A 24,658-nucleotide genomic window follows, 5' to 3' on the forward strand; every position below is an offset into this window, starting at 1 on the left:
AGCGATGCGGGCTTTTTTTATCTGCGCTGAACAGGAGGCGCCCCTCCCATCCCGAAGCGGGACGACGTCTGTTCTCCAGGCAAAAGAAAAGGCCGCAATCGCGGCCTTTTCCTGTTCCCGAAGTCTTACTCCGAGATATCGCCCATGGCGGTGGTGTTGAAGCCACCGTCCACGTACATGATTTCACCGCTGACACCCGACGCCAGGTCGGAGCAGAGGAAGGCGCCGGCGTTGCCGACTTCTTCGATGGTGACGTTGCGACGCAGCGGGGTCTGCGCTTCGTTGGCAGCCAGCATCTTGCGGAAGCTCTTGATGCCGGAAGCGGCCAGGGTGCGGATCGGACCGGCGGAGATGGCGTTGACGCGAGTGCCTTCCGGGCCGAGGCTGCCGGCCAGGTAGCGAACGCCGGCTTCCAGGCTGGCCTTGGCCATGCCCATGACGTTGTAGTTCGGCATGGTGCGCTCGGCGCCCAGGTACGACAGGGTCAGCAGGCTGCCGTTACGGCCCTTCATCAATTCGCGACCGGCCTTGGCCAGGGCGACGAAGCTGTAGGCGCTGATGTCGTGGGCGATGCGGAAGCCTTCGCGGGTGGTGACTTCGGTGAAGTCGCCGTCGAGCTGGTCGCCCGGCGCGAAGCCCACGGAGTGCACGATGCAATCCAGGCCGTCCCACTTCTTGCTCAGTTCCTCGAAGACCTTGGCGATGTCGTCGTCGTTGGCAACGTCGCAAGGGAAGCACAGCTCAGGGTTGGAGCCCCAGCCAGCGGCGAACTCTTCGACGCGGCCCTTGAGCTTTTCGTTCTGGTAGGTGAAGGCAAGTTCCGCCCCCTCGCGATGCATGGCGGCAGCGATGCCGGATGCGATGGACAGTTTGCTGGCGACACCGACGATCAGTACGCGCTTACCGGCGAGAAAACCCATGTGTTGTTCCTCTTCAGGTTATATCGACAGCCGTGGGAGCCAGAAAGGCGGCCTCCAGCAGCTGCTGTGTATAGGGGTGTTGCGGTGCGGCGAAGATGCTCGCGGCCGGACCTTGTTCCACGACCTGACCCTGCTTGACCACCATCAACTGGTGACTGAGCGCCTTGACCACCGCCAGATCGTGGCTGATGAACAGGTAGGTCAGGTTGTACTTGGTCTGCAGCGCGCGCAGCAGCTCCACCACCTGGCGCTGAACGGTGCGGTCGAGCGCCGAAGTGGGCTCGTCCAGCAGGATCAGTGCCGGTTTCAATACCAGTGCCCGGGCAATGGCAATCCGTTGTCGTTGGCCTCCGGAGAACTCGTGAGGGTAGCGGTGCCGGGTTTCCGGGTCCAGACCTACTTCCCTGAGTGCTTCCATGATGGCCTGTTCCTGTTCCGCTTCCGTGCCTATCCGATGAATGCGCAGGCCTTCGCCGACGATATCGTTCACGCACATGCGCGGGCTCAGGCTGCCGAAGGGGTCCTGGAAAACCACCTGCATCTCCCGCCGCAGCGGTCGTACCTGTTGCTGGCTCATGCCGTCCAGCCGCTGCTTCTCGAAGCGGATGGCGCCCTTGCTGCCGATCAGGCGCAGGATCGCCAGACCCAATGTCGACTTGCCCGAACCGCTTTCGCCAACGATTCCCAGGGTCTGGCCCTGGGGCAGGCTGAAGTTGATGCCATCCACCGCCTTGACGTGGTCCACGGTCCGGCGCAGCAGGCCTTTCCTGATCGGGAACCAGACACGCAGGTCCTCGACTTCCAGCAACGGCGCGCCCTCCGGGTTGGCGGCGGGCTTGCCGCTGGGCTCGGCGCCGAGCAGCATTTTCGTGTACGGATGCTGCGGAGCGCGGAACAGTTCTTCACACGATGACTGTTCGACGATGCAACCGCGCTGCATGACACATACGCGGTGCGCAATTCTTTTCACCAGGTTCAGATCGTGGCTGATCAGCAGCAGGGCCATGCCCAGCTTGGCCTGCAAACGCTTCAACAATTCGAGGATTTTCAGCTGGACGGTGACGTCCAGCGCAGTGGTTGGCTCGTCGGCGATCAGCAGTTCCGGCTCGTTGGCCAGGGCCATGGCGATCATCACCCGCTGCCGCTGGCCGCCGGACAGTTCGTGGGGCAGGGCCTTGAGGCGCTTGAGCGGATCGGGGATGCCGACCAGTTCCAGCAGCTCCAGGGTGCGCGCGGTGGCTTCCTTGCCGCGCAGGCCCTTGTGCAGCATCAGGACTTCGTTGATCTGCTTCTCGATGTTGTGCAGCGGGTTCAGCGAGGTCATCGGCTCCTGGAAGATCATGGCGATGCGGTTGCCACGGATATGGCGCATCTTTTTCTCGTCCAGGTGCAGCAGGTCCTGCTCGCCGTAGCGGATGCTGCCGGCCGGGTGCCGCGCCAGCGGGTAGGGCAGCAGGCGCAGGATGGAGTGGGCGGTGACCGATTTGCCCGAGCCGCTCTCGCCGACCAGTGCCAGGGTCTCGCCACGCCGGATATCGAAGCTCACGCCTTCCACCACGCGCTGCTGCTGCGTTCCGCTGATGAATTCCACGGCGAGGTCGCGTACTTCGATCAAGGTGTCCTTGTTCATGTCATTTCCTCGGGTCGAAGGCGTCGCGGGCGGATTCGCCGATGAATACCAGCAGGCTGAGCATCAGGGCCAACACGGCGAAGGCGCTGATACCCAACCACGGGGCCTGCAGGTTGGATTTGCCCTGGGCGACCAGTTCGCCAAGGGACGGTGCGCCGGGCGGCAGGCCGAAGCCGAGGAAGTCCAGGGCGGTCAGGGTACCGATGGCACCGGTGAGAATGAACGGCAGGAAGGTCATGGTCGAGACCATGGCGTTGGGCAGGATGTGCCGGTACATGATCGCCGCGTTCTGCATGCCCAGCGCCCGCGCGGCGCGCACGTACTCCAGGTTGCGTCCGCGCAGGAACTCGGCGCGGACCACATCCACCAGGCTCATCCAGGAGAACAGCAGCATGATCCCCAGCAGCCACCAGAAGTTCGGCTGCACGAAGCTGGCGAGGATGATCAGCAGGTACAGTACCGGCAGGCCCGACCAGATCTCCAGGAAGCGCTGTCCGGCCAGGTCGACCCAGCCACCATAGAATCCCTGCAGGGCGCCGGCGATCACGCCGATGATGGAACTGAGCACGGTCAGGGTCAGGGCGAACAGCACCGAGATGCGGAAGCCGTAGATCACCCGCGCCAGCACGTCGCGGCCCTGGTCGTCGGTGCCCAGCCAGTTCTGCGCCGATGGCGGGGCAGGGGCCGGCACCTTGAGGTCGTAGTTGATACTCTGGTAGCTGAACGGAATCGGCGCCCACAGCACCCAGCTCTGCTTCTTCTCCAGCAGATCGCGGATGTACGGGCTCTTGTAGTTGGCTTCCAGGGGGAATTCGCCGCCAAAGGTGGTTTCCGGGTAGCGCTTGAAGGCCGGGAAGTACCACTCGCCGTCGTAACGTACGGCCAGCGGCTTGTCGTTGGCGATCAGCTCGGCACCCAGGCTCAGGCCGAACAGGATGACGAACAGCCACAGCGACCACCAACCGCGTCGGTTGGCCTTGAAACGCTCGAAGCGGCGGCGATTGAGAGGGGACAGGTTCATCTCAGTGCTCCCGGCTTTCGAAGTCGATGCGTGGATCGACCAGGGTATAGGTCAGGTCGCCGATCAGTTTCACCACCAGCCCCAGCAGGGTGAAGATGAACAGGGTGCCGAAGACCACCGGGTAGTCACGGTTGATCGCTGCCTCGAAGCTCATCAGGCCGAGGCCGTCGAGGGAGAAGATCACTTCCACCAGCAGCGAGCCGGTGAAGAAGATGCCGATGAACGCCGAGGGGAAGCCGGCGATCACCAGCAGCATGGCGTTGCGGAACACATGCCCGTAGAGCACGCGGTGCGGGGTCAGGCCCTTGGCCTTGGCGGTGACCACGTACTGCTTGTTGATCTCGTCGAGGAAGCTGTTCTTGGTCAGCAGGGTCATGGTGGCGAAGTTGCCGATCACCAGCGCGGTGATCGGCAGCGCCAGGTGCCAGAAGTAGTCGCTGATCTTGCCCCAAGTGCTCAGCTCGTCGAAGTCGCTCGAGGTCAGCCCGCGCAGCGGGAACCAGTCCAGATAGCTGCCGCCGGCGAACACCACGATCAGCAGGATGGCGAACAGAAACGCAGGGATGGCGTAGCCGATGATGATCGCCGAACTGGTCCAGACGTCGAAATGACTGCCATGCCGGGTGGCCTTGGCGATGCCCAGGGGGATCGACACCAGGTACATGATCAGCGTGCTCCACAGGCCGAGGGAGATCGACACCGGGAGCTTCTCGGCGATCAGGTCGACCACCTTGGCATCGCGGAAGAAACTGTCGCCGAAGTCCAGCCGGGCGTAGTTCTTGACCATGATCCACAGGCGTTCCGGCGCCGACTTGTCGAAGCCGTACATGCGCTCGATTTCCTTGACCAGCGCCGGATCGAGGCCTTGCGCGCCGCGGTAGTTGGAGCCGGCCACGGACACTTCGGCGCCACCGCCGGCGATGCGGCTGGTGGCGCCCTCGAAGCCTTCGAGCTTGGCGATCATCTGTTCCACCGGGCCGCCGGGGGCGGCCTGGATGATGACGAAGTTGATGATCAGGATGCCGAACAGGGTCGGGATGATCAGCAGCAGGCGCCGCAGGATATAGGCGAACATGTCACGGCTCCTTGTTCGCGGCGGCGCTGCCATCCGGCGGCGTGGCCGGGGCGGCCGGTTTCACTTCCGGCTTGATCCACCAGGTGTTGATGCCGATGTCGTACTTGGGTGGCGTGTCCGGGTGGCCGATATGGTTCCAGTAGGCCACGCGCCAGGTCTTGATATGCCAGTTGGGCACCACGTAGAAGCCCCATTGCAGTACGCGGTCGAGGGCGCGGGTATGGGTGATCAGGCTCTGCCGCGAATCGGCATTGATCAGCGATTCCACCAGGCTGTCCACCGCCGGGTCCTTGAGGCCCATGTAGTTGCGGCTGCCGGGGTTGTCGGCGCTGGAGCTCTGCCAGAACTCGCGCTGTTCGTTGCCCGGCGAGTTGGACTGCGGGAAGCCGCCGACGATCATGTCGAAGTCCCGCGAGCGCAGACGGTTGATGTATTCGGCGACATCGACCCGACGGATGTTCAGGGTGATACCGAGATCGGCGAGGTTGCGCTTGTAGGGCAGGAGGATGCGCTCGAACTCGGTCTGGGCGAGGAGGAATTCGAGGGTCAGCGGTTTGCCCTGGGCGTCCACCATCCTGTCGTTCTCGATACGCCAGCCAGCCTCCTGCAGCAGCTTGTAGGCCTGGCGCTGCTGCTCGCGGATCATGCCGCTGGCGTCGGTGACCGGGTTCTTGAACTCCTCGCTGAAGACCTGTTCGGGAATCTTGCCGCGCAGCGGTTCGAGGAGTTTCAGTTCATCCTCGCCAGGCAGGCCCCTGGCGGCCATCTCGGAGTTTTCGAAGTAGCTGCCGGTGCGGGTGTAGGCACCGTTGAACAGCTGCTTGTTGGTCCATTCGAAATCCAGCAGCAGGCTCAGTGCCTGGCGCACCCGTACGTCCTGGAACACCGGACGGCGCAGGTTGAAGACGAAGCCCTGCATGCCGGTTGGCGTGCCATTGGGGATTTCCTCGCGGATCAGGCGCTTTTCCCGCACGGCGGGGATGTTGTAGGCGGTGGCCCAGTTCTTCGCGCTGGTTTCGAACCAGTAGTCGAACTGTCCGGCCTTGAGCGCTTCCAGGGCCACGGTGTTGTCGCGGTAGTAGTCGACGGTGATGGTGTCGAAGTTGTAGAAGCCGCGGTTGATCGGCAGGTCCCTGCCCCAGTAGTTCCTGTCCCGCTCCAGGCGGATCGAGCGCCCGGGCTTGACCTCGGCGACCTTGTAGGGCCCGCTGCCCACCGGGACTTCCAGACCGCCCTTGGCAAAGTCGCGACCTTCCCAGACGTGTTTCGGCAGTACCGCGATCTGCCCGAGGATCAGCGGCAGCTCGCGGTTGTTGCTGTGCTTGAACTTGAACAGCACCCGCAGCGGGTCCTCGGCAATCACCTCGGCGACATCCGCGTAGTAACCGCGGAACAGCGGCGCACCGCTTTTCATCAGGGTATTGAAGGTGAACACCACGTCTTCGGCATGCACCGGCTGGCCGTCCTGGAAGCGTGCTTCGGGGCGCAGGTAGAAGCGCACCCAGCTGTTGTCCGGCGCTTTCTCGATCTGCCTGGCGAGCAGGCCGTATTCGGTGAACGGCTCGTCGAGGCTGGCGCGAGCCAGGGTGTCGTAGACCAGGTCGATGTTGTCTGCTGGTACGCCCTTGCTGATGAAGGGATTGAGGCTATCGAAACTGCCGAAGCCGTTTTCGCGGAAGGTGCCGCCCTTGGGCGCGTCGGGATTCACATAGTCGAAATGCTTGAAGTCGGCGGGGTACTTCGGTGCTTCGTTGTAGAGGGTCACGGCGTGTTGCGGCGCGGCCAGGCTTGGCACGCTCAGGCCGGCCAGCAGCAGGCCGCCGAGCAACCGGCGCAAACGGGGCGTTGGCATCATTGGGCGTTCTCCGAAGGCTTGAGCCACCAGGTATTCAGCCCCAGGGTGTAGGGCGGCGTGGTGACGAAGGCGAACCGGTTGCGGTAGGCCAGGCGGTGATAGTCGAGATACCAGTTGGGAATCATGTAGTGCTGCCACAGCAGGACGCGGTCGAGGGCACGGGTCGCGGCCACCTGCTCGTCGCGGGTCTGCGCCGCGAGCAGGCTGTCGAGCAGATGGTCGACCACCGGGCTGTTCACGCCAGCGTAGTTCTTGCTGCCCTTGGTGCCTGCCTGGCTGGAGTGAAAATACTGCCATTGCTCGAGCCCGGGGCTGAGGGTCTGGGTCAGGGTCATCAGGATCATGTCGAAATCGAACTGGTCCAGGCGTTGTTTGTACTGGGCCCGGTCGACGGTGCGCAGCCGTGCCTCGATGCCGATGCTGGCGAGGTTCTCCACATAAGGCTGGAGAATCCGTTCGAGGTTCGGATTGACCAGAAGAATTTCCAGCTTCAAGGGCTGGCCGTTGCTGTTCAGCAGGCGCTGCCCGCTGAGTTTCCAGCCGGCCTGGCCGAGCAGGTCGAGGGCCAGGCGCAGGTTGTCGCGCCCGACACCGCGACCGTCGGTCTGGCTGACGCTGAACGGCTGGGTGAACAGCGCGGACGGCAACTGCTCGCGCCAGGGCGCCAGCAACAGCCATTCCTTGCCCACCGGCAGCCCCGCGGCGCTGAATTCACTGTTGGGGTAGAAACTGGTGGCGCGGCGATAGGCACTGCTGAACAGCGTGCGATTGGTCCATTCGAAATCGAGCATCAGGCCCAGGGCCTGACGCACCCGGCGATCGGCGAAGGCCGCGCGGCGACTGTTCATGAACAGGCCCTGGCTCTGCGTCGGGATCTGGTGCCTGATCTGCGCCTTGATCACCTCGCCGCGGCGTATCGCCGGGAAGTTGTAGCCGTTGGCCCAGTTCTTCGCCTGGTGCTCGATGTAGATATCGAACTCGCCGGCCTTGAAGGCTTCGAAGGCGACGTCGCTGTCGCGATAGAACTCGTACTCGACGCGATCGAAGTTGTACTTGCCGCGATTGACCGCCAGGTCCTTGCCCCACCAGTCCTTGACCCGCTCGAACACCAGGCGCCGACCCGGTTGTACCTCGCTGATGCGATAGGGGCCGCTGCCCAGGGGAGGGGTGAAGGTGGTGGCCTTGAAGTCGCGGCCCTTCCAGTAATGCTGCGGCAGCACCGGCATCTCGCCCAGGCGCAGGATCAGCAGGGGATTGCCCGCGCGCTTGAAGACGAAGCGGATGCGCCGTGGTCCGAGAATGTCGACGCGCTCGACTTCCTGCAGGTTGGTGCGATAGATCGGATGGCCGTCCTTCAGCAGCGTGCGGTAGGAAAACGCCACGTCCGCCGCGGTGATCGGCCGGCCATCGTGGAAGCGCGCTTCCGGACGCAGGTTGAAAACCACCCAGCTGCGGTCCTCGCTGTACTCGACCGAGCGGGCGATCAGGCCGTAGCTGGAGGTGGCTTCATCGCCGGAAGGGTCGTACTGGCCAGTGCCGACCATGAGGGTTTCATTGAGCTCGTTGACCCCGTACTGCAGGAAGTTCGGGGTGGTCACCGGGCTGCTGCCCTTGAAGGTGTAGGGGTTGAGGGTGTCGAAGGTACCGAATGCCATGGCCCGCAAGGTACCGCCCTTGGGCGCTTGCGGATTGACCCAGTCGAAGTGGGTGAATTTGGCGGGGTACTTGAGCGTGCCGAACTGGGCGTAACCGTGGCTTTCGGTGATGGTGGCGCCCGCGGGAAAGCTCAAGACCAGGCTGAGTGACAGCAGGAGGGGACGTATCAAGTCGGCGATCCGATCCAGGCGGCTTGGGCTTTGTTGTTCCTACAGTAACAGCTTGTATCAGCAGGAAAAAGAGCGCGCCCCAGGCGTCCATGCACCGCCCTCAAGCGGTGCACGCCTTTATTGATGCGGCAGGTAGACAGTAAGGGTTTGCCCCGGCTTCAGGGCCTGGCCACTGCGCGGATTCCAGCGTTTGAGGTGTTGCATCTCGACGTTGAAGCGTTTGGCAACCAGGTACAGCGAATCGCCTTTCTTCACCTTGTACTGGGTAGCGCGCTGTTTGCCATTGCCGCCGGCGGCGGGTTTCGCGGCGGACGCCACGGTGATCGGCTGGCTGCTCTGCAGAACCAGGGTCTGCCCGGCCTTGAGGCGGTTGCCGTTGATCTTGTTCCAGCGTTGCAGTTCCTTGACGCTGACCTGGTTGGCCTTGGCGATGCTGCCCAGGCTGTCGCCACGCTTGACCCGATAGCGCACGCTGCGCGCGGCCGGTGCGCTGGCCTCGGCCAGCGCCGCCTCGAACACCGCGGCCTTGGGTTGCAGGGCGAGCAGTTCCTCGGGCTTCATGCTCGACAGGCTGCTGGTCAGCAGTTGCGCCTTGGCGGTCGGTACCAGCAGTTGCTGCGGGCCGTCCACGGTCATGCGTTTCTTGAAGGCCGGGTTGAGCTGGAACAGCTCGTCCTCGTCGATCTCGGCCAGGGCGGCAACCCGCGACAGGTCGAGACGGTCCTTGATGGCGACGGCTTCGAAGTAGGGCTCGTTGGCGATCGGATTGAGGTTCACGCCGTAGGCTTCAGGCGTCAGGACCACCTGCGACAGCGCCAGCAGCTTGGGCACGTAGTCGCGGGTTTCCTGGGGCAGCGGCAGGTTCCAGTAGTCGGTGGGCAGGCCGACGCGCTCGTTGCGCTCGATGGCCCGGCTGACCGTGCCCTCGCCGGCGTTGTAGGCAGCCAGCGCCAGCAGCCAGTCGCCGTTGAACATGTCGTGCAGGCGGCTCAGGTAGTCCAGCGCGGCGTTGGTCGACGCGGTGATGTCGCGACGGCCGTCGTAGAAACGGGTCTGGCGCAGGTTGTAGTGACGCCCGGTGGACGGAATGAACTGCCACAGCCCGACCGCATGGGCGCGGGAGTAGGCCATCGGGTTGTAGGCGCTCTCGATGGCTGGCAGCAGTGCCAGCTCCAGCGGCATGTCGCGTTCTTCGAGGCGCTCGACGATGTAGTGGATGTACAGGCTGCCGCGATCGCCGGCGGTTTCGAGGAAGGTCGGATTGCTGGCGAACCACAGGCGCTGCTGTTCGATACGCGGGTTGACGCCGATGTCGTCCTGCAACTGGAAGCCCTGGCGAATACGCTCCCAGACATCCTGTGGTGCCTGCTCCACCGGCTTGGCCTGGACGAACACGGGCTTCTGCTTGAGGCGGGGCTGGACGTGCACGCGAACGCTTTCGTTGTCGCCCATATGGCTGGTGCTCTGGCAGCCCACGAGGGTGGCTGTCAGGCCAAGCGCTACGGCCTGTGCGAGGCGCGTCAGGGCGGCGGGAGTGAGGGTTCGGCGGCTATTGGACGACATTGGCTGGGACAGAGTTCCGGGCGAAAATGTCGGGCGATTCTAGAAAGCGCCCCGAACCGGGTCAACCTTTCAGAACTCTGCGGTCATCAAGCGGTCATCCCTGGAATGTATCCTTCCAGGCCCGCAACCCAGCAAAAACAGCACTTGGCGTAGGGTTTAACACCCCTGTCCGTTCGTCTGCTTTTTCTTTAACGGATGTTTCTCCGGTGCGCAGAAAGGGGTTGGTCAAGCGCTCCAGACCGATCGTTGACGGCAACGTGATGCGATTTTCCGAACGCAAGCGGGTAACTTCCGCGAAGCGTGCGGCAACGTGCGGATTGTCCGGCTCGACGGCACGGGCGAAGCGCAGGTTGCTCAGGGTGTATTCGTGGGTGCAATACACTTGCGTGGCCTCGGGCAGCGCCGCCAGGCGCTGGAGCGACGCATGCATCTGCGCCGGCGTGCCCTCGAACAGGCGTCCGCAACCGGCGGCGAACAGGGTGTCGCCACAGAACAGCAAGGGAGTCGCCGGCTGATTGCTGAAGTAGGCGATATGGCCAAGGGTATGGCCAGGCACCGCGAAGACCTGGAAATCGGTGTCCAGCACCCGTATCGAGGCATTGTCCTCCAGCGCCGCGTCCCGTGCCGGAATACGCTCGCTGGCCGGTCCGCTGACCCGCGCGCCGGTGGCGGCCTTGAGCGCCTCCACGCCACCGACGTGATCGGCGTGGTGGTGGGTGATGAGGATGTCCTCCAGACGCCAGCCCGGGTGCGCCCGCAGCCAGCTCAGGACTGGCGTCGCATCGCCCGGATCGACCACCGCGCAGCGACGGCTGGCGGAGTTCTGCAACAACCAGATGTAGTTGTCGTTGAAAGCGGGCAAGGCTTCTATCTGTATCATCGAGCGATTCGCCAAACGTGGGACAAGGGTGCATCTTAGTAGCTATGTGCGTCGTCGAGAACCTTCCAGGGAGAACGCAATGACCGATCAAGCCTTCGCCCAGGCCGATCCGGAGTGGCTCGAACTGATCCGCCTGGCCCGTGACTGGTTCGCCGGTCCGCTGGGACAACTGATGCTCGCCGAGGAGGAGCGCCTGCTGGAAGAGGAACTCGGGCGCTACTTCGGTGGCTACCTGGTGCACTACGGGCCCGGTGCCGAACCGCCGCCCACCGCGCCGCAGGTGCAGCGCAACGTGCGCCTCGGCGCACCGTTGCCGGGTGTGGAGATCGTCTGCGAGGAGCAGGCCTGGCCGCTGAGCGAGCACGCCGCCGACGTGGTGGTGCTGCAACACGGCCTGGACTTCTCGCTGTCGCCCCATGGTCTGTTGCGCGAGGCCGCCAGCAGTGTGCGTCCGGGCGGGCACCTGCTGATCGTCGGGATCAATCCCTGGAGCAGTTGGGGCGTGCGCCGGGTGTTCGCCCATGATGCGTTGCGCAAGGCCCGCTGCATCTCGCCGTCGCGGGTTGGTGACTGGCTCAACCTGCTGGGCTTTGCGCTGGAGAAACGCCGGTTCGGGTGCTATCGTCCGCCGCTTGCCTCCCCGGCCTGGCAGGCCAGGCTGGCGGGGTGGGAGCGTCTTGCCGGACGCTGGCAGGGCTCCGGCGGCGGGGTCTATCTGCTGGTGGCACGCAAGATGGTGGTTGGCCTGCGTCCGCTGCGCCAGGAGCGCCGCGAACCGATGGGCAAGCTGATTCCATTGCCGCTGGCCAAGGTCAACCGCCAGGCACCTCACCCCGAAGGCAGACCCTTCAACGATGAATAAGGCTGTACATGAGCGATAGCGTCGAGATCTACACCGATGGCGCCTGCAAGGGCAATCCCGGCCCTGGCGGCTGGGGCGTGCTGCTGGTCTACAAGGGTGTGGAAAAGGAAATCTGGGGTGGCGAGCGCGAGACCACCAACAACCGCATGGAACTGATGGCGGCCATCCAGGGCCTGGCGTCACTGAAGCGCGAGTGCGAGGTGCTGCTGGTCACCGACTCGCAGTACGTCATGAAGGGCATCACCGAGTGGATGACCAACTGGAAGAAGCGCGGCTGGAAGACCGCGGCCAAGGAGCCGGTGAAGAACGCCGACCTCTGGCAGTTGCTCGACGAGCAGGTCAACCGGCACAAGGTCACCTGGAAATGGGTGCGCGGGCATATCGGCCATCATGGCAACGAACGCGCCGACCAGTTGGCCAATCGCGGTGTCGACGAGGTTCGCGGCCTGCGCTGAAACGCGCAGCCGATGAATCCCCGGGACGCGGCGACGAAGCTGGGGTAAGATCCGCCGTTTTCAGCAACACGGCAGGAGATCACCGACGTGGATTTGCACAACGACAGGTCGATAGTCCTCGATACCGAAACCACAGGCATGCCGGTCACCGACGGTCACCGGATCATCGAGATCGGTTGCGTCGAGCTGATCGGCCGGCGCTTCACCGGGCGCAATTTCCACGTCTATCTGCAGCCGGATCGCCCGAGTGACGAGGGCGCCATCGGCGTCCACGGCATCACTGATGCGTTCCTTGTGGACAAGCCGCGTTTCGCCGAGGTCGCCGACGAATTCTTCGAGTTCATCCAGGGCGCGCGGCTGATCATCCACAACGCGACGTTCGACGTTGGCTTCATCAACAACGAATTCGCCTTGCTCGGTCAGCAGGACCGCGCTGATATCTCGCAGCACTGCACTATCCTCGACACCCTGATGATGGCGCGCGAGCGTCATCCGGGGCAGCGCAACAGCCTCGACGCCCTGTGCAAACGCTACGGCATCGACAACTCGGGTCGTGAGCTGCACGGCGCCTTGCTCGACTCCGAGCTGCTCGCCGACGTCTTCCTGGCCATGACCGGCGGCCAGACCAGCCTGTCGCTGGCTGGCCAGGACGGTGAAGGCGAGGGCGCCGCTGCGCAGGGCAGCGAGATCCGCCGCCTGCCGGCAAGCCGTCAGCCGGGACGCATCATCCGCGCCACCCCCGAGGAACTGGAGGCTCACGTCGCCCGCCTCGAAGCCGTCGCCAAATCCGCCGGTGGCCCGGCGCTCTGGCAGCAACTGGCACAGGCCAACTGAGGCATTTCCCGCGCGTCATGGCGGCGACCTTCTACCCTGAAATGAACGGCCCACGTGGCCTCTCGCAGGAAGAAGGTAGCGCCGTCCATGTACAAGGACCTCAAGTTTCCCGTTCTCATCGTTCACCGTGACATCAAGTCCGACACCGTAGCCGGCGATCGCGTCCGCGGTATCGCCCAGGAACTGGCCCAGGACGGTTTCACCATCCTCAGCGCCATCGACTACGCCGAAGGTCGCCTGGTCGCCGCGACCCACCACGGGCTCGCCTGCATGCTGATCGCCGCCGAAGGTGCCGGCGAAAACACCCACCTGTTGCAGAACATGGTCGAGCTGATCCGCCTGGCCCGTTCCCGGGCACCGCACCTGCCGATCTTCGCGCTGGGCGAGCAGGTCACCCTGGAAAACGCACCTGCCGATGCCATGAGCGAGCTGAATCAGTTGCGCGGCATTCTCTATCTGTTCGAAGACACCGTGCCTTTTCTCGCTCGCCAGGTGGCCCGAGCCGCGCACAATTACCTGGACGGCCTGCTGCCGCCGTTCTTCAAGGCGCTGGTGCAGCACACCGCGCAATCCAACTATTCCTGGCACACCCCGGGACATGGCGGTGGCGTGGCGTACCGCAAGAGTCCGGTCGGGCAGGCCTTTCATCAGTTCTTCGGCGAGAACACCCTGCGTTCGGACCTGTCGGTATCGGTCCCGGAGCTGGGTTCGCTGCTGGATCACACCGGGCCGCTGGCCGAAGCCGAAGCCCGCGCCGCACGCAATTTCGGCGCCGATCACACCTTCTTCGTGATCAATGGCACCTCGACGGCGAACAAGATCGTCTGGCACTCCATGGTGGGCCGCGACGACCTGGTGCTGGTGGATCGCAACTGCCACAAGTCGGTGCTGCACGCGATCATCATGACCGGTGCGATTCCCCTGTACCTGTGTCCCGAGCGCAACGAACTGGGCATCATCGGCCCGATTCCGCTCGGCGAATTCAGTCCCGAATCGATCCAGGCCAAGGTCCTCGCCAATCCGCTGACCCGCGACCGCGAGCCGAAAGTGAAGATGGCGGTGGTGACCAACTCCACCTATGACGGCCTGTGCTACAACGCCGAACTGATCAAGCAGACTCTCGGCAACAGCGTCGAGGTGCTGCATTTCGACGAGGCCTGGTACGCCTATGCCGCCTTCCACGAGTTCTTCGCCGGGCGGTATGCCATGGGCACTTCGCGCAATGCGCAGAGCCCGCTGGTATTCAGTACCCATTCCACCCACAAGCTGCTCGCCGCCTTCAGCCAGGCCTCGATGATCCATGTGCAGGACGGCGGTCGCCGGCAACTGGATCGCGACCGTTTCAACGAAGCCTTCATGATGCATATCTCCACCTCGCCGCAGTACAGCATCCTCGCTTCGCTGGATGTTTCCTCGGCGATGATGGAAGGCCCGGCGGGGCGTTCGCTGCTGCAGGAAATGTTCGACGAAGCGCTGAGCTTCCGCCGCGCCCTGGCCAATCTGCGCGCGCACCTGGACCCCGAGGACTGGTGGTTCAGCGTCTGGCAGCCACCGCGGGTCGAGGGCATCCATCGCGTTGCCACCGAGGATTGGCTGCTCGAACCCCAGGCGCAGTGGCACGGCTTCGGTGATCTCAGCGAGGATTATGTGCTGCTCGATCCGATCAAGGTGACCCTGGTCATGCCTGGCCTGGACGCCGGCGGCAGTCTCGATCGCCACGGCATTCCCGCTGCGGTGGTGAGCAAGTTCCTCTGGGAGCGCGGCCTGGTGGTGGAGAAGACCGGGCTGTATTCCTTCCTGGTGCTGTTCTCCATGGGCATCACCAAGGGCAAATGGAGCACGTTGCTGACCGAGTTGCTGGAGTTCAAGCGCAACTACGACGCCAATACCGAACTGAGCCTGAGCCTGCCCTGCGTGGCCGGACAGGACCCGCAGCGCTACCGCGGTATGGGCCTGCGTGACCTGTGCGACCAATTGCATGCCTGCTACCGCGGCAACGCCACCGCCAAGCAGCTCAAGCGCCTGTACACGCGCCTGCCGGAAGTGGTGATGAAGCCCGCCGATGCCTACGACAAGCTGGTTCGCGGTGATGTCGAGGCGGTACCCATCGAGCGCTTGCTGGGGCGTATCGCGGCGGTGATGCTGGTGCCGTATCCGCCGGGTATCCCGCTGATCATGCCTGGCGAGCGCTTCACCGAGGCGACCCGCTCGATTCTCGATTACCTGGCTTTCGCCCGTGCCTTCGACACCGGCTTCCCCGGCTTCGTCGCCGATGTCCACGGCCTGCAGCATGAGGAGCGCGACGGGGTACGGCTCTACACCGTGGACTGCGTCAAGGAGTAGCGGACTCATTGCGCTGCCCTGGTGCTAGAATCCGCCGCTTGAATTCAGGAGGTAGATGCGTGCGCAAAGTGGCGATGGTAATGGCGGTGGTGGCCCTGGCCGGCTGTGACAACGATGCGGAGCGGGTTCACAAGCAGATCGCCGAACATCTGCAGAATCCGAAGACGGCCAAGTTCGCCAACGTGCGGTTCAACACCCAGGGCGATATCTGCGGTCAGTTCCGTGGCAAGGACGATAGTGGTAGCTACCTGCCGTATCGCAGCTATGTGGCCATCAAGAAGGGTGCGGATTACGACATCATCATCGACGAGGCCGGCAACGACCTGCGCATCCGCGAAGTCTGCGGTGGCGCCGACTTGCAGCGTCGTGCCGATGCCATCGCCGCCGAGCCGGCACCGCAGGGCTGGGATGTGGAAATCATCCAGGGGCCGAACATGGGGGCGGTGACCGACATGACCGCGCGCCTGATCGAGAAGGGCATCCCTTCTTCGGTGGTCTATCGCGACGGCAAGCCCGTGGTGCTGCTGGGGCCGTTCATGGACAAGGCCGAGGCCGAGGCCAGCAAGAACGACGTGATGGCCCGCCTGGGTACCGACTCGGTGGTGATCCAGCACGACGCCCCCCGCTGATCCTCGACGCAACGCTCTGCGTCCGGTGCTTGCGCGTTTGTCGGGCTATGCTCATGGAGAGGAAGATGTTCCATCGATGAGTGCAGCAACGGTGAGGAGGGGGCCATGTCCACGCTGGAGCGAGCCATTGCGGTTGCAGCCCGGGCCCATGAAGGGCATCGGGACAAGATAGGCGCAGCGTACATCCTGCATCCCTTGCGGGTGATGCTGCGGGTTTCGACCACCGAGCAGCGTATCGTCGCGGTGTTGCACGAGGTGCTTCAGGCCTCCCCCATGACCTTGTCGGACCTGGCGCGCGAGGGCTTCGCCCTGAAGATCCTCGCCGCGGTGCAGGCCCTCAGTCAGCGCGGCGGAGAAAGCGACGAGGCGTTCGTTGCCCGGGTCGGTTGCGATCCGCTGGCGCGGGTGGTCAAGCTGGCGGACCTGGCCGATGAGACCGATCTGACTCGCCTGGTCATCCCCGGTCCCGCCGAAATTGCCCATCTGCAGCGCTGCCAGCAGGCCAGCGCCTATCTGCAGACGCTGACCTGATGCTCAGCCGCAGGCCTTGAGGTCCACCGGGCCGACGAACTCGTTGCCGTGCCCCATCACGCAGGCCACGCGCTGGTTGCGCTGGCGCTCCCAGGCCTGGGCCGGATAGGTCTTGTTCCAGGCTTCGTACAACTGCCGATCCTGTTTCGACAGGCGCAGGTCGTACTGCTTGCTCATGTAGAAATAGGTGCGCGCGATCATCCCGCGAATGGACGGGCGCGGCATGACCTTCTTCGCCTTGAAGTCGACCTGGGTCAGGCACGAGCCATATTGCCCGTGCTGCTCGGGCAGCCAGCCGAAGCTGAAATTGCTGCGATCGCCATTGACCTCGCCGATGCTCGGCACCAGGTTGTGCAGATCGGCTTCGGCGCGGGCGTAGCTTGCGTCGTTGCGTGAGCAGTTCTTGCGTCCACCCTCCTGCCAGCACTGCCGTTGATGGCCGATCTGCCAGGCAGGGACGATGTGTTCCCATTCGATCCGCGCGGCGCGGTTGGCGTTCTTGCGCGGGACATAGCCGCAGCCGGCGAGGTCGACGCGGTTGCCACTGTACTTGCAGCCGCAATAGAACTCCGTCGACTGCGGCGCATAGAGGCGCCAGGCAACCTTCTTGGCTTCGCTGAACGTGCGGGGGGCATCGGCATGAGCGGTGAGGCTGAACAACAGGCAGGTGGCTGCCAATACAGTGAATCTCATCCGCGTCAGTCTTCCTTCGGTACCGTCCAGAAAATCTGTACACCGCCATCGTCACGGTGGGCGAGGGTGACGTTGTCGTTCTCGGCGATTTCCTCGAGCAGCGTCTCCCAGTCGTCGGGAGACTCATGTTCGAGGCGGAAGATCAGCGCGGCCCGGGAGCGTTGAGCGGTAGGGGCATTGATGATTTTCTGGATGCGGATACCCAGTTGCTCATAGCTGCTGGCAGGCGTGGAAGCGGAGGAAGTGGCCACGAAAGTGTTTCCTTGTTTTTGCTGTATGTGCATACAGTATTTAACTGTAAGACTTTTCGCAACAGCGCGTCGGTCCAAAGAGTGCCTCTGACCGCTTCTCCGCGAGTTTGCTGCACACCGTCAAAAATAAATTCGCCAGGGTTCCGACCTCTGTCCGCTTGTGGCAGCAGAGGCTGGCCCATTGCCTGGAATCTGAAAAGGCATCGTTTGCCTCTCGGAAATCCGCAGGCCCCCAACAAAAAGTTCGGTTTTCCGACCGTTTGAGCGACAATTTCCCTGATTTGAAGCCCGGCCGGCTTGTGTTTCGAGATTTGACAAAACCCGGCTTCGTTCGCATAGTTGAGTTACGCAAACGTTTGCGATCCGACAAAAAGCATAAAATGCGGAGTGAACTTCATGCACTTGCCTTCCCCGGGACGGATCCTGGCCGTCGCCTTTCTTGCCGTGTTTTGCAGCGCCTTGCCTGTTTCGGTCGTTCGCGCCGAAGAGCGTCCCAAGGTCGCGCTGGTGATGAAGTCTCTCGCCAACGAGTTCTTCCTCACCATGGAGGAGGGCGCCGAGGCCTATCAGAAGGAACACGCCAGCCAATTCGACCTGGTGTCCAACGGCATCAAGGACGAGTCCGATACCGGCAGCCAGATTCGCATCGTCGAGCAGATGATCGTTTCCGGGGTCGATGCCCTGGTGATCGCCCCGGCGGACTCCAAGGCACTGGTGCCGGTGATCAGGCGCGCGATGGACGCTGGTATCACGGTGGTCAACATCGACAACCGCCTGGATCCCGAAGTCCTCGCAAGCAAGGACCTGAATGTGCCTTTCGTGGGGCCGGACAACCGCAAGGGCGCGCGTCTGGTGGGTAATTACCTGGCTGCGCGGCTGCAGGCGGGCGACGAGGTGGGCATCATCGAGGGCGTGCCGACCACCACCAATGCCCAGCAGCGCACCGCCGGTTTCAAGGACGCGATGGCGGCGGGGCAGATGAAGATCGTCTCGGTGCAGTCCGGCAACTGGGAGATCAACAAGGGCAACGCGGTGGCCTCCGCGATGCTCAACGAGTACCCGAATCTCAAGGCGCTGCTGGCCGGCAACGACAGCATGGCCCTGGGCGCGGTGGCCGCGGTGCGTTCCGCCGGCCGCACTGGCCAGGTACAGGTGGTGGGCTACGACAACCTCAAGGCGGTTGCGCCTCTGCTGGCCGACGGTCGCATCCTCGCTACCGCCGACCAGTACGCCGCGCGACAGGCTGTATTCGGCATCGAGGCGGCTTTGGCGATGCTCAAGGGGGAAAAGCCCGGGGTAGATGCCGATAACGTCATCCAGACGCCGGTCGACCTGATCACTCGCCAACAATGACCGAGCCAGTGCTGCTGACGATCAGCGGGGTCGGCAAGACTTACGCGCAGCCGGTGCTCGACAGCATCGAGCTGACCTTGCGGCGCGGCGAGGTGCTGGCGCTCACCGGCGAAAACGGCGCGGGCAAGAGCACCCTGTCGAAGATCATCGGCGGTCTGGAGTCGGCGAGCGTGGGGCAGATGCACTTGCACGGCCAGCCGTATCGCCCCGTCAGTCGCGCTGCCGCCGAGCGCCACGGCGTGCGCATGGTCATGCAGGAGCTGAGCCTGGTGCCGACCTTGAGCGTCGCGGAGAATCTGTTCCTGCAGAACCTGCCCGGGCGCCTCGGCTGGATCGATCGCAAGCGCCTGCGCCAGCAGGCCCTTGAGGCCATGGCGCGGATGGGGCTGGAGGCGATCGACCCGGATACCGCGGTCGGCGAGCTGGGCATCGGCCACCAGCAGATGGTGGAGATCGCCCGCAACCTGATTGGCGACTGTCATTTGCTGATCCTCGACGAGCCCACCGCCATGCTCACCGAGCGGGAGGTTGAGCTGCTCTTCGCCCGGATCGAGGCGCTGCGGCAACAGGATGTGGCGATCATCTACATCTCGCACCGGCTCGAAGAGCTCAAGCGGATTGCCCAGCGGGTCGCGGTGTTGCGCGATGGTCGTCTGGTCTGCGACGAGCCGATACAGCGCTACAGCAGTGAACAACTGGTCAAGCTGATGGTTGGGCGCGAGCTGGGTGAACATATCGAGGCGCCGGGCCGGCATATCGGCGCGCCGCTGCTGCGGGTCAGCGGGCTTGGGCGCGCAGGCAAGGTCAGCGATGTCTCATTCGACGTGCGCGCCGGCGAAGTCTTCGGGTTATGTGGGCTGGTCGGCGCCGGGCGTACCGAACTGCTCCGCCTGATCTACGGTGCCGATCGGGCCGATCGCGGTACCGTCGAGCTGGGCCAGCCGCTGCGTGTCTGTCGGATCGACTCACCGATGGCGGCGGTGCGTCACGGCATCGCCCTGGTCAGTGAGGACCGCAAGGGCGAAGGGGTGCTTCTCGGCGAATCGATCAGCGCCAATCTGGTGCTGGGCAATCTCAAGGCCGTCTCCCGTGGTGGCATCTTGAACAGTGAGCGCGAGCGCCAACTGGCCGAGCATCTGGTCGCTGCGCTGAGCATTCGCAGCGCGGGCACGCAACAGGCGGTAGGCGAGCTTTCCGGTGGCAACCAGCAGAAGGTGGTGATCGGGCGCTGGCTGGAGCGTGATTGCCGGGTGCTGCTGTTCGACGAACCTACCCGTGGCATCGATGTTGGCGCCAAGCTGGACATCTATGGCCTGCTCGCTGAACTGGCGCGCCAGGGCAAGGCACTGGTGGTGGTGTCCAGCGACCTGCGCGAGCTGATGCTGATCTGCGATCGCATCGGTGTACTGTCCGCAGGGCGCCTGGTGAATACGTTCGATCGCGCCGACTGGAGCCAGGATCGGCTGCTGGCTGCGGCGTTTTCCGGTTATCAGAAACGTGATGCGCTGCGCTCCAGCGCGGCACCCGGGATTTCCTCATGAAAAGTTCTTCTCTGGTCACTCCGGCCGCCGGCAAGCGTTCCGGCACTCGCCTGGCGCTGGATACCTACCTCGGGCTGGCGGGGGCGCTGCTCAGTCTGATGGTGCTGTTTTCCCTGCTCAGCAGCCACTTCCTGTCCTATGCCACCTTCAGCACCCTGGCCAACCAGATTCCCGATCTCATGGTGCTGGCGGTGGGCATGACCTTCGTCCTGATCATCGGCGGCATCGATCTCTCCGTGGGTTCGGTGCTGGCCCTGGCCGCCTCGGTGGTCGGCGTGGCGATTCTCGGCTGGGGCTGGGGTGTCCTGCCCGCCGCCTTGCTCGGCATGGGCTGTGCCGCGCTGGTCGGTACCCTGACCGGGGCGGTTGCGGTGGCCTGGCGAATTCCCTCCTTCATCGTTTCCCTCGGCGTGCTGGAAATCGCTCGCGGTGGTGCCTATGAGCTGACCGATTCGCGTACCGCCTATATCGGCGATGCCCTGGGGTGGCTGTCGGAGCCGATCGCCTTCGGTATCTCGCCGTCGTTCCTCATCGCGTTGGTAGTGGTCGTGCTGGCGCAACTGGCATTGAGTCGTACGGTCTTCGGCCGCTACCTGATCGGCATCGGCACCAACGAAGAAGCGGTGCGTCTGGCCGGTGTCGATCCGCGTCCCTTCAAGATCGTGGTGTTTTCCCTGATGGGGCTGCTCGCCGGGCTGGCGGCGCTGTTCCAGATTTCCCGGCTCGAAGCCGCCGATCCCAATGCCGGTTCCGGTCTGGAACTGCAGGTGATTGCCGCCGTGGTGATCGGCGGCACCAGCCTGATGGGTGGGCGCGGCTCGGTCATCAGCACCTTCTTCGGCGTACTGATCATTTCCGTGCTGGCTGCGGGCCTGGCGCAGATCGGTGCGTCCGAGCCGACCAAACGCATCATCACCGGGGCGGTCATCGTGATCGCCGTGATTCTCGACACTTATCGCAGTCGGCGTGCAGGCCGGCGGAACTGAAAGCATGGCAACCATAAAAGACGTAGCGGCGCTGGCCGGCATTTCCTATACCACCGTGTCTCATGTGCTGAACAAGACCCGGCCGGTCAGCGAGCCCGTGCGGCTCAAGGTCGAGGCGGCCATTGCCGAGCTCGACTACGTGCCCAGCGCCGTGGCGCGCTCGCTCAAGGCGCGGAGCACCGCGACCATCGGTCTGTTGGTGCCCAATAGCGTCAACCCCTATTTTGCCGAGCTGGCCCGGGGTATCGAGGATGCCTGCGAGCGCAACGGCTATTGCGTGATCCTGTGCAACTCCGATGATGACCCGCAAAAGCAGCGCAGCTACCTTCGGGTGCTGCTGGAAAAGCGCATCGATGGCCTGGTGGTCGCGTCGGTGGGCGAGGATCGCGATCTGCTCGACAGCCTGTCCCGCGTGCGTACGCCAATGGTGATCGTCGATCGGGCGCTGGAAGGCGTGAATGCCGACCTGGTGCGCATCGATCATGAGCAGGGTGCCTATCTGGCGACCCGGCACCTGCTGGACCTGGGGCATACCGATATCGCCTGCATCAATGGCCCGGAAGGCACTAGCGTGGCCAAATTGCGCCTGGCGGGCTTTCTGCGAGCCATGACCGAGGCCGGGGTGACACCGCGCGAAGGGCGCGTGGTCAGTAGTGACTTCACCAGCCTAGGTGGCTATGGCGCAGCGGCGCAGTTGTTGAGTCATCAGCGGCCCACGGCGATCTTCGCCGGCAACGACATGATCGGTATGGGGGTCTTGCGCGCCGCGGCGGAGCGCAACATCACCGTGCCGGGTGAATTGTCGGTGATCGGTTTCGACGATATTCAGATGTGCCAGTACGTCTATCCGGCGCTTACCACGGTCGGGCAATCCATCCGCGAGCTGGGCGAGATGGCCGCTTCACTGCTGCTGCGGCGGGTCAGCGGGCAAGAGGTCGGATTGGTGGAACAGCGCATCGTCGCCCCGAAAATCGTCTTGCGCGAATCCACAGCACCCAGTCCGGATCTGTTCGGCGAGTACCGTTGAGGAAAGGTCATGCAAGCCAGCGTCGTAGTGGTGGGCAGTCTCAACATGGACCTGGTGACTCGCGCCGAGCGCTTGCCCCGCGCGGGCGAAACGCTCGCCGGTGAGTCCTTTGCCACCGTGCCGGGAGGCAAGGGCGCCAATCAGGCAGTTGCCGCCGCGCGGCTGGGGGCTTCGGTGGCGATGATCGGTTGTGTTGGCGATGACGCCTACGGACGGCAGTTGCGCGATGGCCTGCTGGCCGAGGGCATCGACTGCCAGGCGCTGGAGGTGGTCGCCGGGGTGCCCAGCGGTGTCGCGCTGATCGTGGTGGATGCCGCCAGCCAGAACGCCATCGTCATCGTCGCAGGTGGCAACGGGTGCTTGCTGCCGGCGTCGATCGAGCGCTTCGATGCCATGCTGCAGAGTGCGGATGTCATTGTCTGCCAGATGGAAATTCCGCCGCAGACCGTGGCCTGGACCCTGGCGCGCGGTCGTGCGCTCGGCAAGACGGTGATCCTGAATCCGGCCCCGGCAACCGGCCCGCTACCGCCGGATTGGCTGACCAATATCGACTATCTCATCCCCAACGAAAGCGAGGCGGCGGCCCTTACCGGTCTGGCCGTGAATGACCTGGTCTCGGCGGGGGCGGTCGCAGGCCACCTGCGGGATCTTGGTGCCGATCGGGTGATCATCACCCTGGGCGCGGAAGGTGTCTTGCTGGCTGGCGCCGAAGGTCGCGAGCACTTTGCCGCGCCGCTGGTACGTCCGGTGGACACCACTGCCGCTGGCGACACCTTCGTCGGTGGTTTCGCCGCGGCGCTGGCACGGGGTTGCAGCGAGCGCGAAGCGATCCGGTTCGGGCAGTGCGCGGCGGCGATTTCGGTCACTCGTGCGGGGGCGCAACCGTCGATTCCCCGGCTGTCCGATCTCGGTGAGTGACCTCGGCAGCCGGATGGGGGGCGGGGTCGTGGCGATAGCGCTCGAAAACCTGGTCGATGAAGGTGCGTGCGGCATCGCTGCCCATTTCCTTGACCAGCAGGTCGATCGCGATAAGGGACAGTTCTTCCGCTGTGCCCGGGCTGTAGGCGCTCTGGCCTTCAGGCCATTTCACCTTGATGTCGGCATCGATGCTGTGGCTGGTCATTGGAGGTCTCGCAAAGGCCCGTCTGTCGAGGGTGAAACGTCGGGCCGGTGACGTTTCGGCGACGCTCTGCCAAGTATCGTCGCTTGGCTTGCAGTTTAACCATGCTGCCTGACGCGCTGCTGTGCGACTTAGGCATAAGGGCGTCGGCGTGGCAAACTAAAGGCATTTTTCGCCGGCAGGACAGCAGCATGCAGATCGATTTGAATGACCCGCGGCAATTCACTCTGGAGCAGGTTCGCCAGTTGATCGCCAGTGGCAACGGCGCGAAACATAATCAGTTGCGGGTCAATCGGGGCGGGCAGGCCTGGTTGTCGGAAGTGGTGGGCGGCGCGCAGCTCGAGGGCCTGCTGTTTCGCCTGGAAACCTGGGCGGCCGGTTCCGGATGCGTCGGTGCCCAGGCCGCGGCGGATGAGCGCTGGGTCCAGCAGGTGTTCAAGGCGTTGCAGGATAACTGGCCCAAGCCTGCCAGCGACTATATTGATCTCTATTGAGGTCATTGGGCGGTGCAAAATCCAGACACTATTGTCATTTCCCCTGGTCGTACGAGTCAGGCAGACTGGCCCGCTTTTGCAACAACCAGCATCAAATGCTGTCGGATCAGACAGCATCAAGTATCCCTAAGGAGGATTCATGTTTCCTATGCGTGCATCACTGGTGAGCCTGTTGGCCGCCGCAGTCCTGGTCGGTTGCAGCAGCAGCGGCGGTAGCGCGACGAAAGCACCCGAGCCCGTGGCGGCTAACACCGACGGTCGTTGCGAAGCCAGCGGCGCCGAATTCGCCGTGGGCAAGCCGGCCTCGGCCGAACTGCTGGAGCAGGCGCGCAAGGCGAGTGGGGCGCAACTGGCCCGTATCCTCAAGCCAACTGACGTCGTCACCCTGGAGTACCGCTCCGAGCGCCTGAACCTGCATGTCGACGAGAAGGGCAGCATCAGCCGGGTCAACTGCGGCTGAGTTCGAACCAGACATAAAAAAACCCGTCGCGAGCGACGGGTTTTTTCATTCGGCAGAGTGATTACTCTGGGCGAACCTGTGCAGCCTGCATGCCCTTCTGGCCTTTTTCGGCCACGAAGGAGACGGACTGGCCTTCCTTCAGCGATTTGAAACCGTCCGATTCGATGGCCTTGAAGTGAACGAACAGGTCGTCGCCGCCACCTTGAGGAGTGATGAAGCCGTAGCCTTTCTCATCGTTGAACCATTTGACGGTGCCGGTTTGGCGATTGGACATGAGGTGTATCTCCAGGAAAACTTGATTTTTTCGGT

At 63.8% G+C, this 24,658-nt stretch carries 25 protein-coding genes; 13 read left to right on the forward strand and 12 right to left on the reverse strand.

Features of this window, described 5'->3' with window-relative positions; genetic code table 11:
- Positions 1-125: 125 nt before the first annotated feature.
- The 8 genes from fabI to gloB form a co-directional block, all read right to left on the reverse strand.
- Entirely contained in the window at positions 126-920 is a 795-nt protein-coding gene (gene fabI, locus RTI28_RS02335; protein WP_316918938.1) for an enoyl-ACP reductase FabI, read from the reverse strand.
- A gap of 13 nt (positions 921-933) precedes the next feature.
- Positions 934-2,550: an ABC transporter ATP-binding protein gene (locus RTI28_RS02340; protein WP_316918939.1), complete on the reverse strand. Its 1,617-nt coding sequence runs from the start codon at positions 2,548-2,550 to the stop codon at positions 934-936.
- A 1-nt stretch (position 2,551) separates the two neighbouring features.
- Positions 2,552-3,571, reverse strand: a complete 1,020-nt coding sequence (locus RTI28_RS02345; protein WP_316918940.1) for an ABC transporter permease — start codon at positions 3,569-3,571, stop codon at positions 2,552-2,554.
- A 1-nt stretch (position 3,572) separates the two neighbouring features.
- Positions 3,573-4,646, reverse strand: a complete 1,074-nt coding sequence (locus RTI28_RS02350) for a microcin C ABC transporter permease YejB (protein ID WP_316918941.1) — start codon at positions 4,644-4,646, stop codon at positions 3,573-3,575.
- Between the two features lies 1 nt (position 4,647).
- Positions 4,648-6,501, reverse strand: a complete 1,854-nt coding sequence (locus RTI28_RS02355; RefSeq protein WP_316918942.1) for an extracellular solute-binding protein — start codon at positions 6,499-6,501, stop codon at positions 4,648-4,650.
- On the reverse strand, positions 6,498-8,327 hold the full coding sequence (locus RTI28_RS02360) for an extracellular solute-binding protein (protein WP_316918943.1): 1,830 nt from the start codon (positions 8,325-8,327) through the stop codon (positions 6,498-6,500). The genes RTI28_RS02355 and RTI28_RS02360 overlap by 4 nt, the downstream gene beginning before the upstream one ends.
- 117 nt (positions 8,328-8,444) lie before the next feature.
- The gene (locus tag RTI28_RS02365; protein ID WP_316918944.1) at positions 8,445-9,890 is read right to left on the reverse strand and encodes a lytic transglycosylase domain-containing protein; all 1,446 of its coding nucleotides are present in this window, start codon (positions 9,888-9,890) and stop codon (positions 8,445-8,447) included.
- A gap of 94 nt (positions 9,891-9,984) precedes the next feature.
- Complete coding sequence (gloB, locus tag RTI28_RS02370; protein ID WP_316919111.1) at positions 9,985-10,770, reverse strand: hydroxyacylglutathione hydrolase; 786 nt, start codon at positions 10,768-10,770, stop codon at positions 9,985-9,987.
- Positions 10,771-10,849: 79 nt separating this feature from the next.
- Between gloB and RTI28_RS02375 the strand changes: the two genes are divergently transcribed.
- The 6 genes from RTI28_RS02375 (at position 10,850) to RTI28_RS02400 (ending at position 16,424) form a co-directional block, all read left to right on the forward strand.
- Entirely contained in the window at positions 10,850-11,632 is a 783-nt protein-coding gene (locus tag RTI28_RS02375) for a methyltransferase domain-containing protein (RefSeq protein ID WP_316918945.1), read from the forward strand.
- A gap of 8 nt (positions 11,633-11,640) precedes the next feature.
- The gene (rnhA, locus tag RTI28_RS02380) at positions 11,641-12,087 is read left to right on the forward strand and encodes a ribonuclease HI (protein WP_316918946.1); all 447 of its coding nucleotides are present in this window, start codon (positions 11,641-11,643) and stop codon (positions 12,085-12,087) included.
- An 87-nt stretch (positions 12,088-12,174) separates the two neighbouring features.
- Complete coding sequence (dnaQ, locus tag RTI28_RS02385; RefSeq protein WP_316918947.1) at positions 12,175-12,921, forward strand: DNA polymerase III subunit epsilon; 747 nt, start codon at positions 12,175-12,177, stop codon at positions 12,919-12,921.
- 87 nt (positions 12,922-13,008) lie between these two features.
- The gene (locus RTI28_RS02390) at positions 13,009-15,264 is read left to right on the forward strand and encodes an arginine/lysine/ornithine decarboxylase (RefSeq protein ID WP_316918948.1); all 2,256 of its coding nucleotides are present in this window, start codon (positions 13,009-13,011) and stop codon (positions 15,262-15,264) included.
- A 59-nt stretch (positions 15,265-15,323) separates the two neighbouring features.
- On the forward strand, positions 15,324-15,893 hold the full coding sequence (locus RTI28_RS02395; protein ID WP_316918949.1) for an SPOR domain-containing protein: 570 nt from the start codon (positions 15,324-15,326) through the stop codon (positions 15,891-15,893).
- Between the two features lie 105 nt (positions 15,894-15,998).
- Positions 15,999-16,424: a GTP pyrophosphokinase gene (locus RTI28_RS02400; RefSeq protein ID WP_316918950.1), complete on the forward strand. Its 426-nt coding sequence runs from the start codon at positions 15,999-16,001 to the stop codon at positions 16,422-16,424.
- 3 nt (positions 16,425-16,427) lie between these two features.
- On the opposite strand, the gene RTI28_RS02405 is transcribed toward RTI28_RS02400, so the two are convergent.
- Both RTI28_RS02405 and RTI28_RS02410 read right to left on the reverse strand, forming a co-directional pair.
- Entirely contained in the window at positions 16,428-17,117 is a 690-nt protein-coding gene (locus tag RTI28_RS02405) for an endonuclease I family protein (RefSeq protein ID WP_316918951.1), read from the reverse strand.
- 5 nt (positions 17,118-17,122) lie between these two features.
- Entirely contained in the window at positions 17,123-17,401 is a 279-nt protein-coding gene (locus tag RTI28_RS02410) for a DUF1654 domain-containing protein (protein ID WP_316918952.1), read from the reverse strand.
- Positions 17,402-17,764: 363 nt separating this feature from the next.
- On the opposite strand from RTI28_RS02410, the gene RTI28_RS02415 reads away from it, so the two are divergent.
- From RTI28_RS02415 to rbsK, 5 genes are read left to right on the forward strand one after another with little or no spacing between them, the layout of a single operon-like run.
- On the forward strand, positions 17,765-18,721 hold the full coding sequence (locus RTI28_RS02415) for a sugar ABC transporter substrate-binding protein (protein ID WP_316918953.1): 957 nt from the start codon (positions 17,765-17,767) through the stop codon (positions 18,719-18,721).
- The gene (locus RTI28_RS02420) at positions 18,718-20,262 is read left to right on the forward strand and encodes a sugar ABC transporter ATP-binding protein (protein ID WP_316918954.1); all 1,545 of its coding nucleotides are present in this window, start codon (positions 18,718-18,720) and stop codon (positions 20,260-20,262) included. The genes RTI28_RS02415 and RTI28_RS02420 overlap by 4 nt, the downstream gene beginning before the upstream one ends.
- On the forward strand, positions 20,259-21,248 hold the full coding sequence (locus tag RTI28_RS02425; protein WP_316918955.1) for an ABC transporter permease: 990 nt from the start codon (positions 20,259-20,261) through the stop codon (positions 21,246-21,248). Before RTI28_RS02420 ends, RTI28_RS02425 begins: the two co-directional genes overlap by 4 nt.
- A gap of 4 nt (positions 21,249-21,252) precedes the next feature.
- Positions 21,253-22,275: a LacI family DNA-binding transcriptional regulator gene (locus tag RTI28_RS02430; protein WP_316918956.1), complete on the forward strand. Its 1,023-nt coding sequence runs from the start codon at positions 21,253-21,255 to the stop codon at positions 22,273-22,275.
- A 9-nt stretch (positions 22,276-22,284) separates the two neighbouring features.
- Entirely contained in the window at positions 22,285-23,193 is a 909-nt protein-coding gene (rbsK, locus tag RTI28_RS02435; RefSeq protein ID WP_316918957.1) for a ribokinase, read from the forward strand.
- On the opposite strand, the gene RTI28_RS02440 is transcribed toward rbsK, so the two are convergent.
- Positions 23,138-23,398, reverse strand: a complete 261-nt coding sequence (locus tag RTI28_RS02440) for a hypothetical protein (RefSeq protein ID WP_316918958.1) — start codon at positions 23,396-23,398, stop codon at positions 23,138-23,140. The two genes, rbsK and RTI28_RS02440, sit on opposite strands and share 56 nt — an antisense overlap.
- Positions 23,399-23,586: 188 nt before the next feature.
- Between RTI28_RS02440 and RTI28_RS02445 the strand changes: the two genes are divergently transcribed.
- On the forward strand, positions 23,587-23,889 hold the full coding sequence (locus tag RTI28_RS02445) for a hypothetical protein (RefSeq protein ID WP_316919112.1): 303 nt from the start codon (positions 23,587-23,589) through the stop codon (positions 23,887-23,889).
- A gap of 139 nt (positions 23,890-24,028) precedes the next feature.
- Positions 24,029-24,349: an I78 family peptidase inhibitor gene (locus tag RTI28_RS02450; protein ID WP_316918959.1), complete on the forward strand. Its 321-nt coding sequence runs from the start codon at positions 24,029-24,031 to the stop codon at positions 24,347-24,349.
- 61 nt (positions 24,350-24,410) lie between these two features.
- Here the strand turns inward: RTI28_RS02450 and RTI28_RS02455 are convergent, their stop codons facing one another.
- Positions 24,411-24,623 carry a cold-shock protein gene (locus RTI28_RS02455; protein ID WP_316918960.1) on the reverse strand — a complete coding sequence of 71 codons (213 nt, stop codon included), beginning with the start codon at positions 24,621-24,623 and terminating at the stop codon, positions 24,411-24,413.
- Between the last annotated feature and the right edge of the window lie 35 nt (positions 24,624-24,658).

The sequence above is a fragment of the Pseudomonas sp. zfem002 genome, from assembly GCF_032621685.1.
GTDB lineage: Bacteria > Pseudomonadota > Gammaproteobacteria > Pseudomonadales > Pseudomonadaceae > Aquipseudomonas > Aquipseudomonas japonica.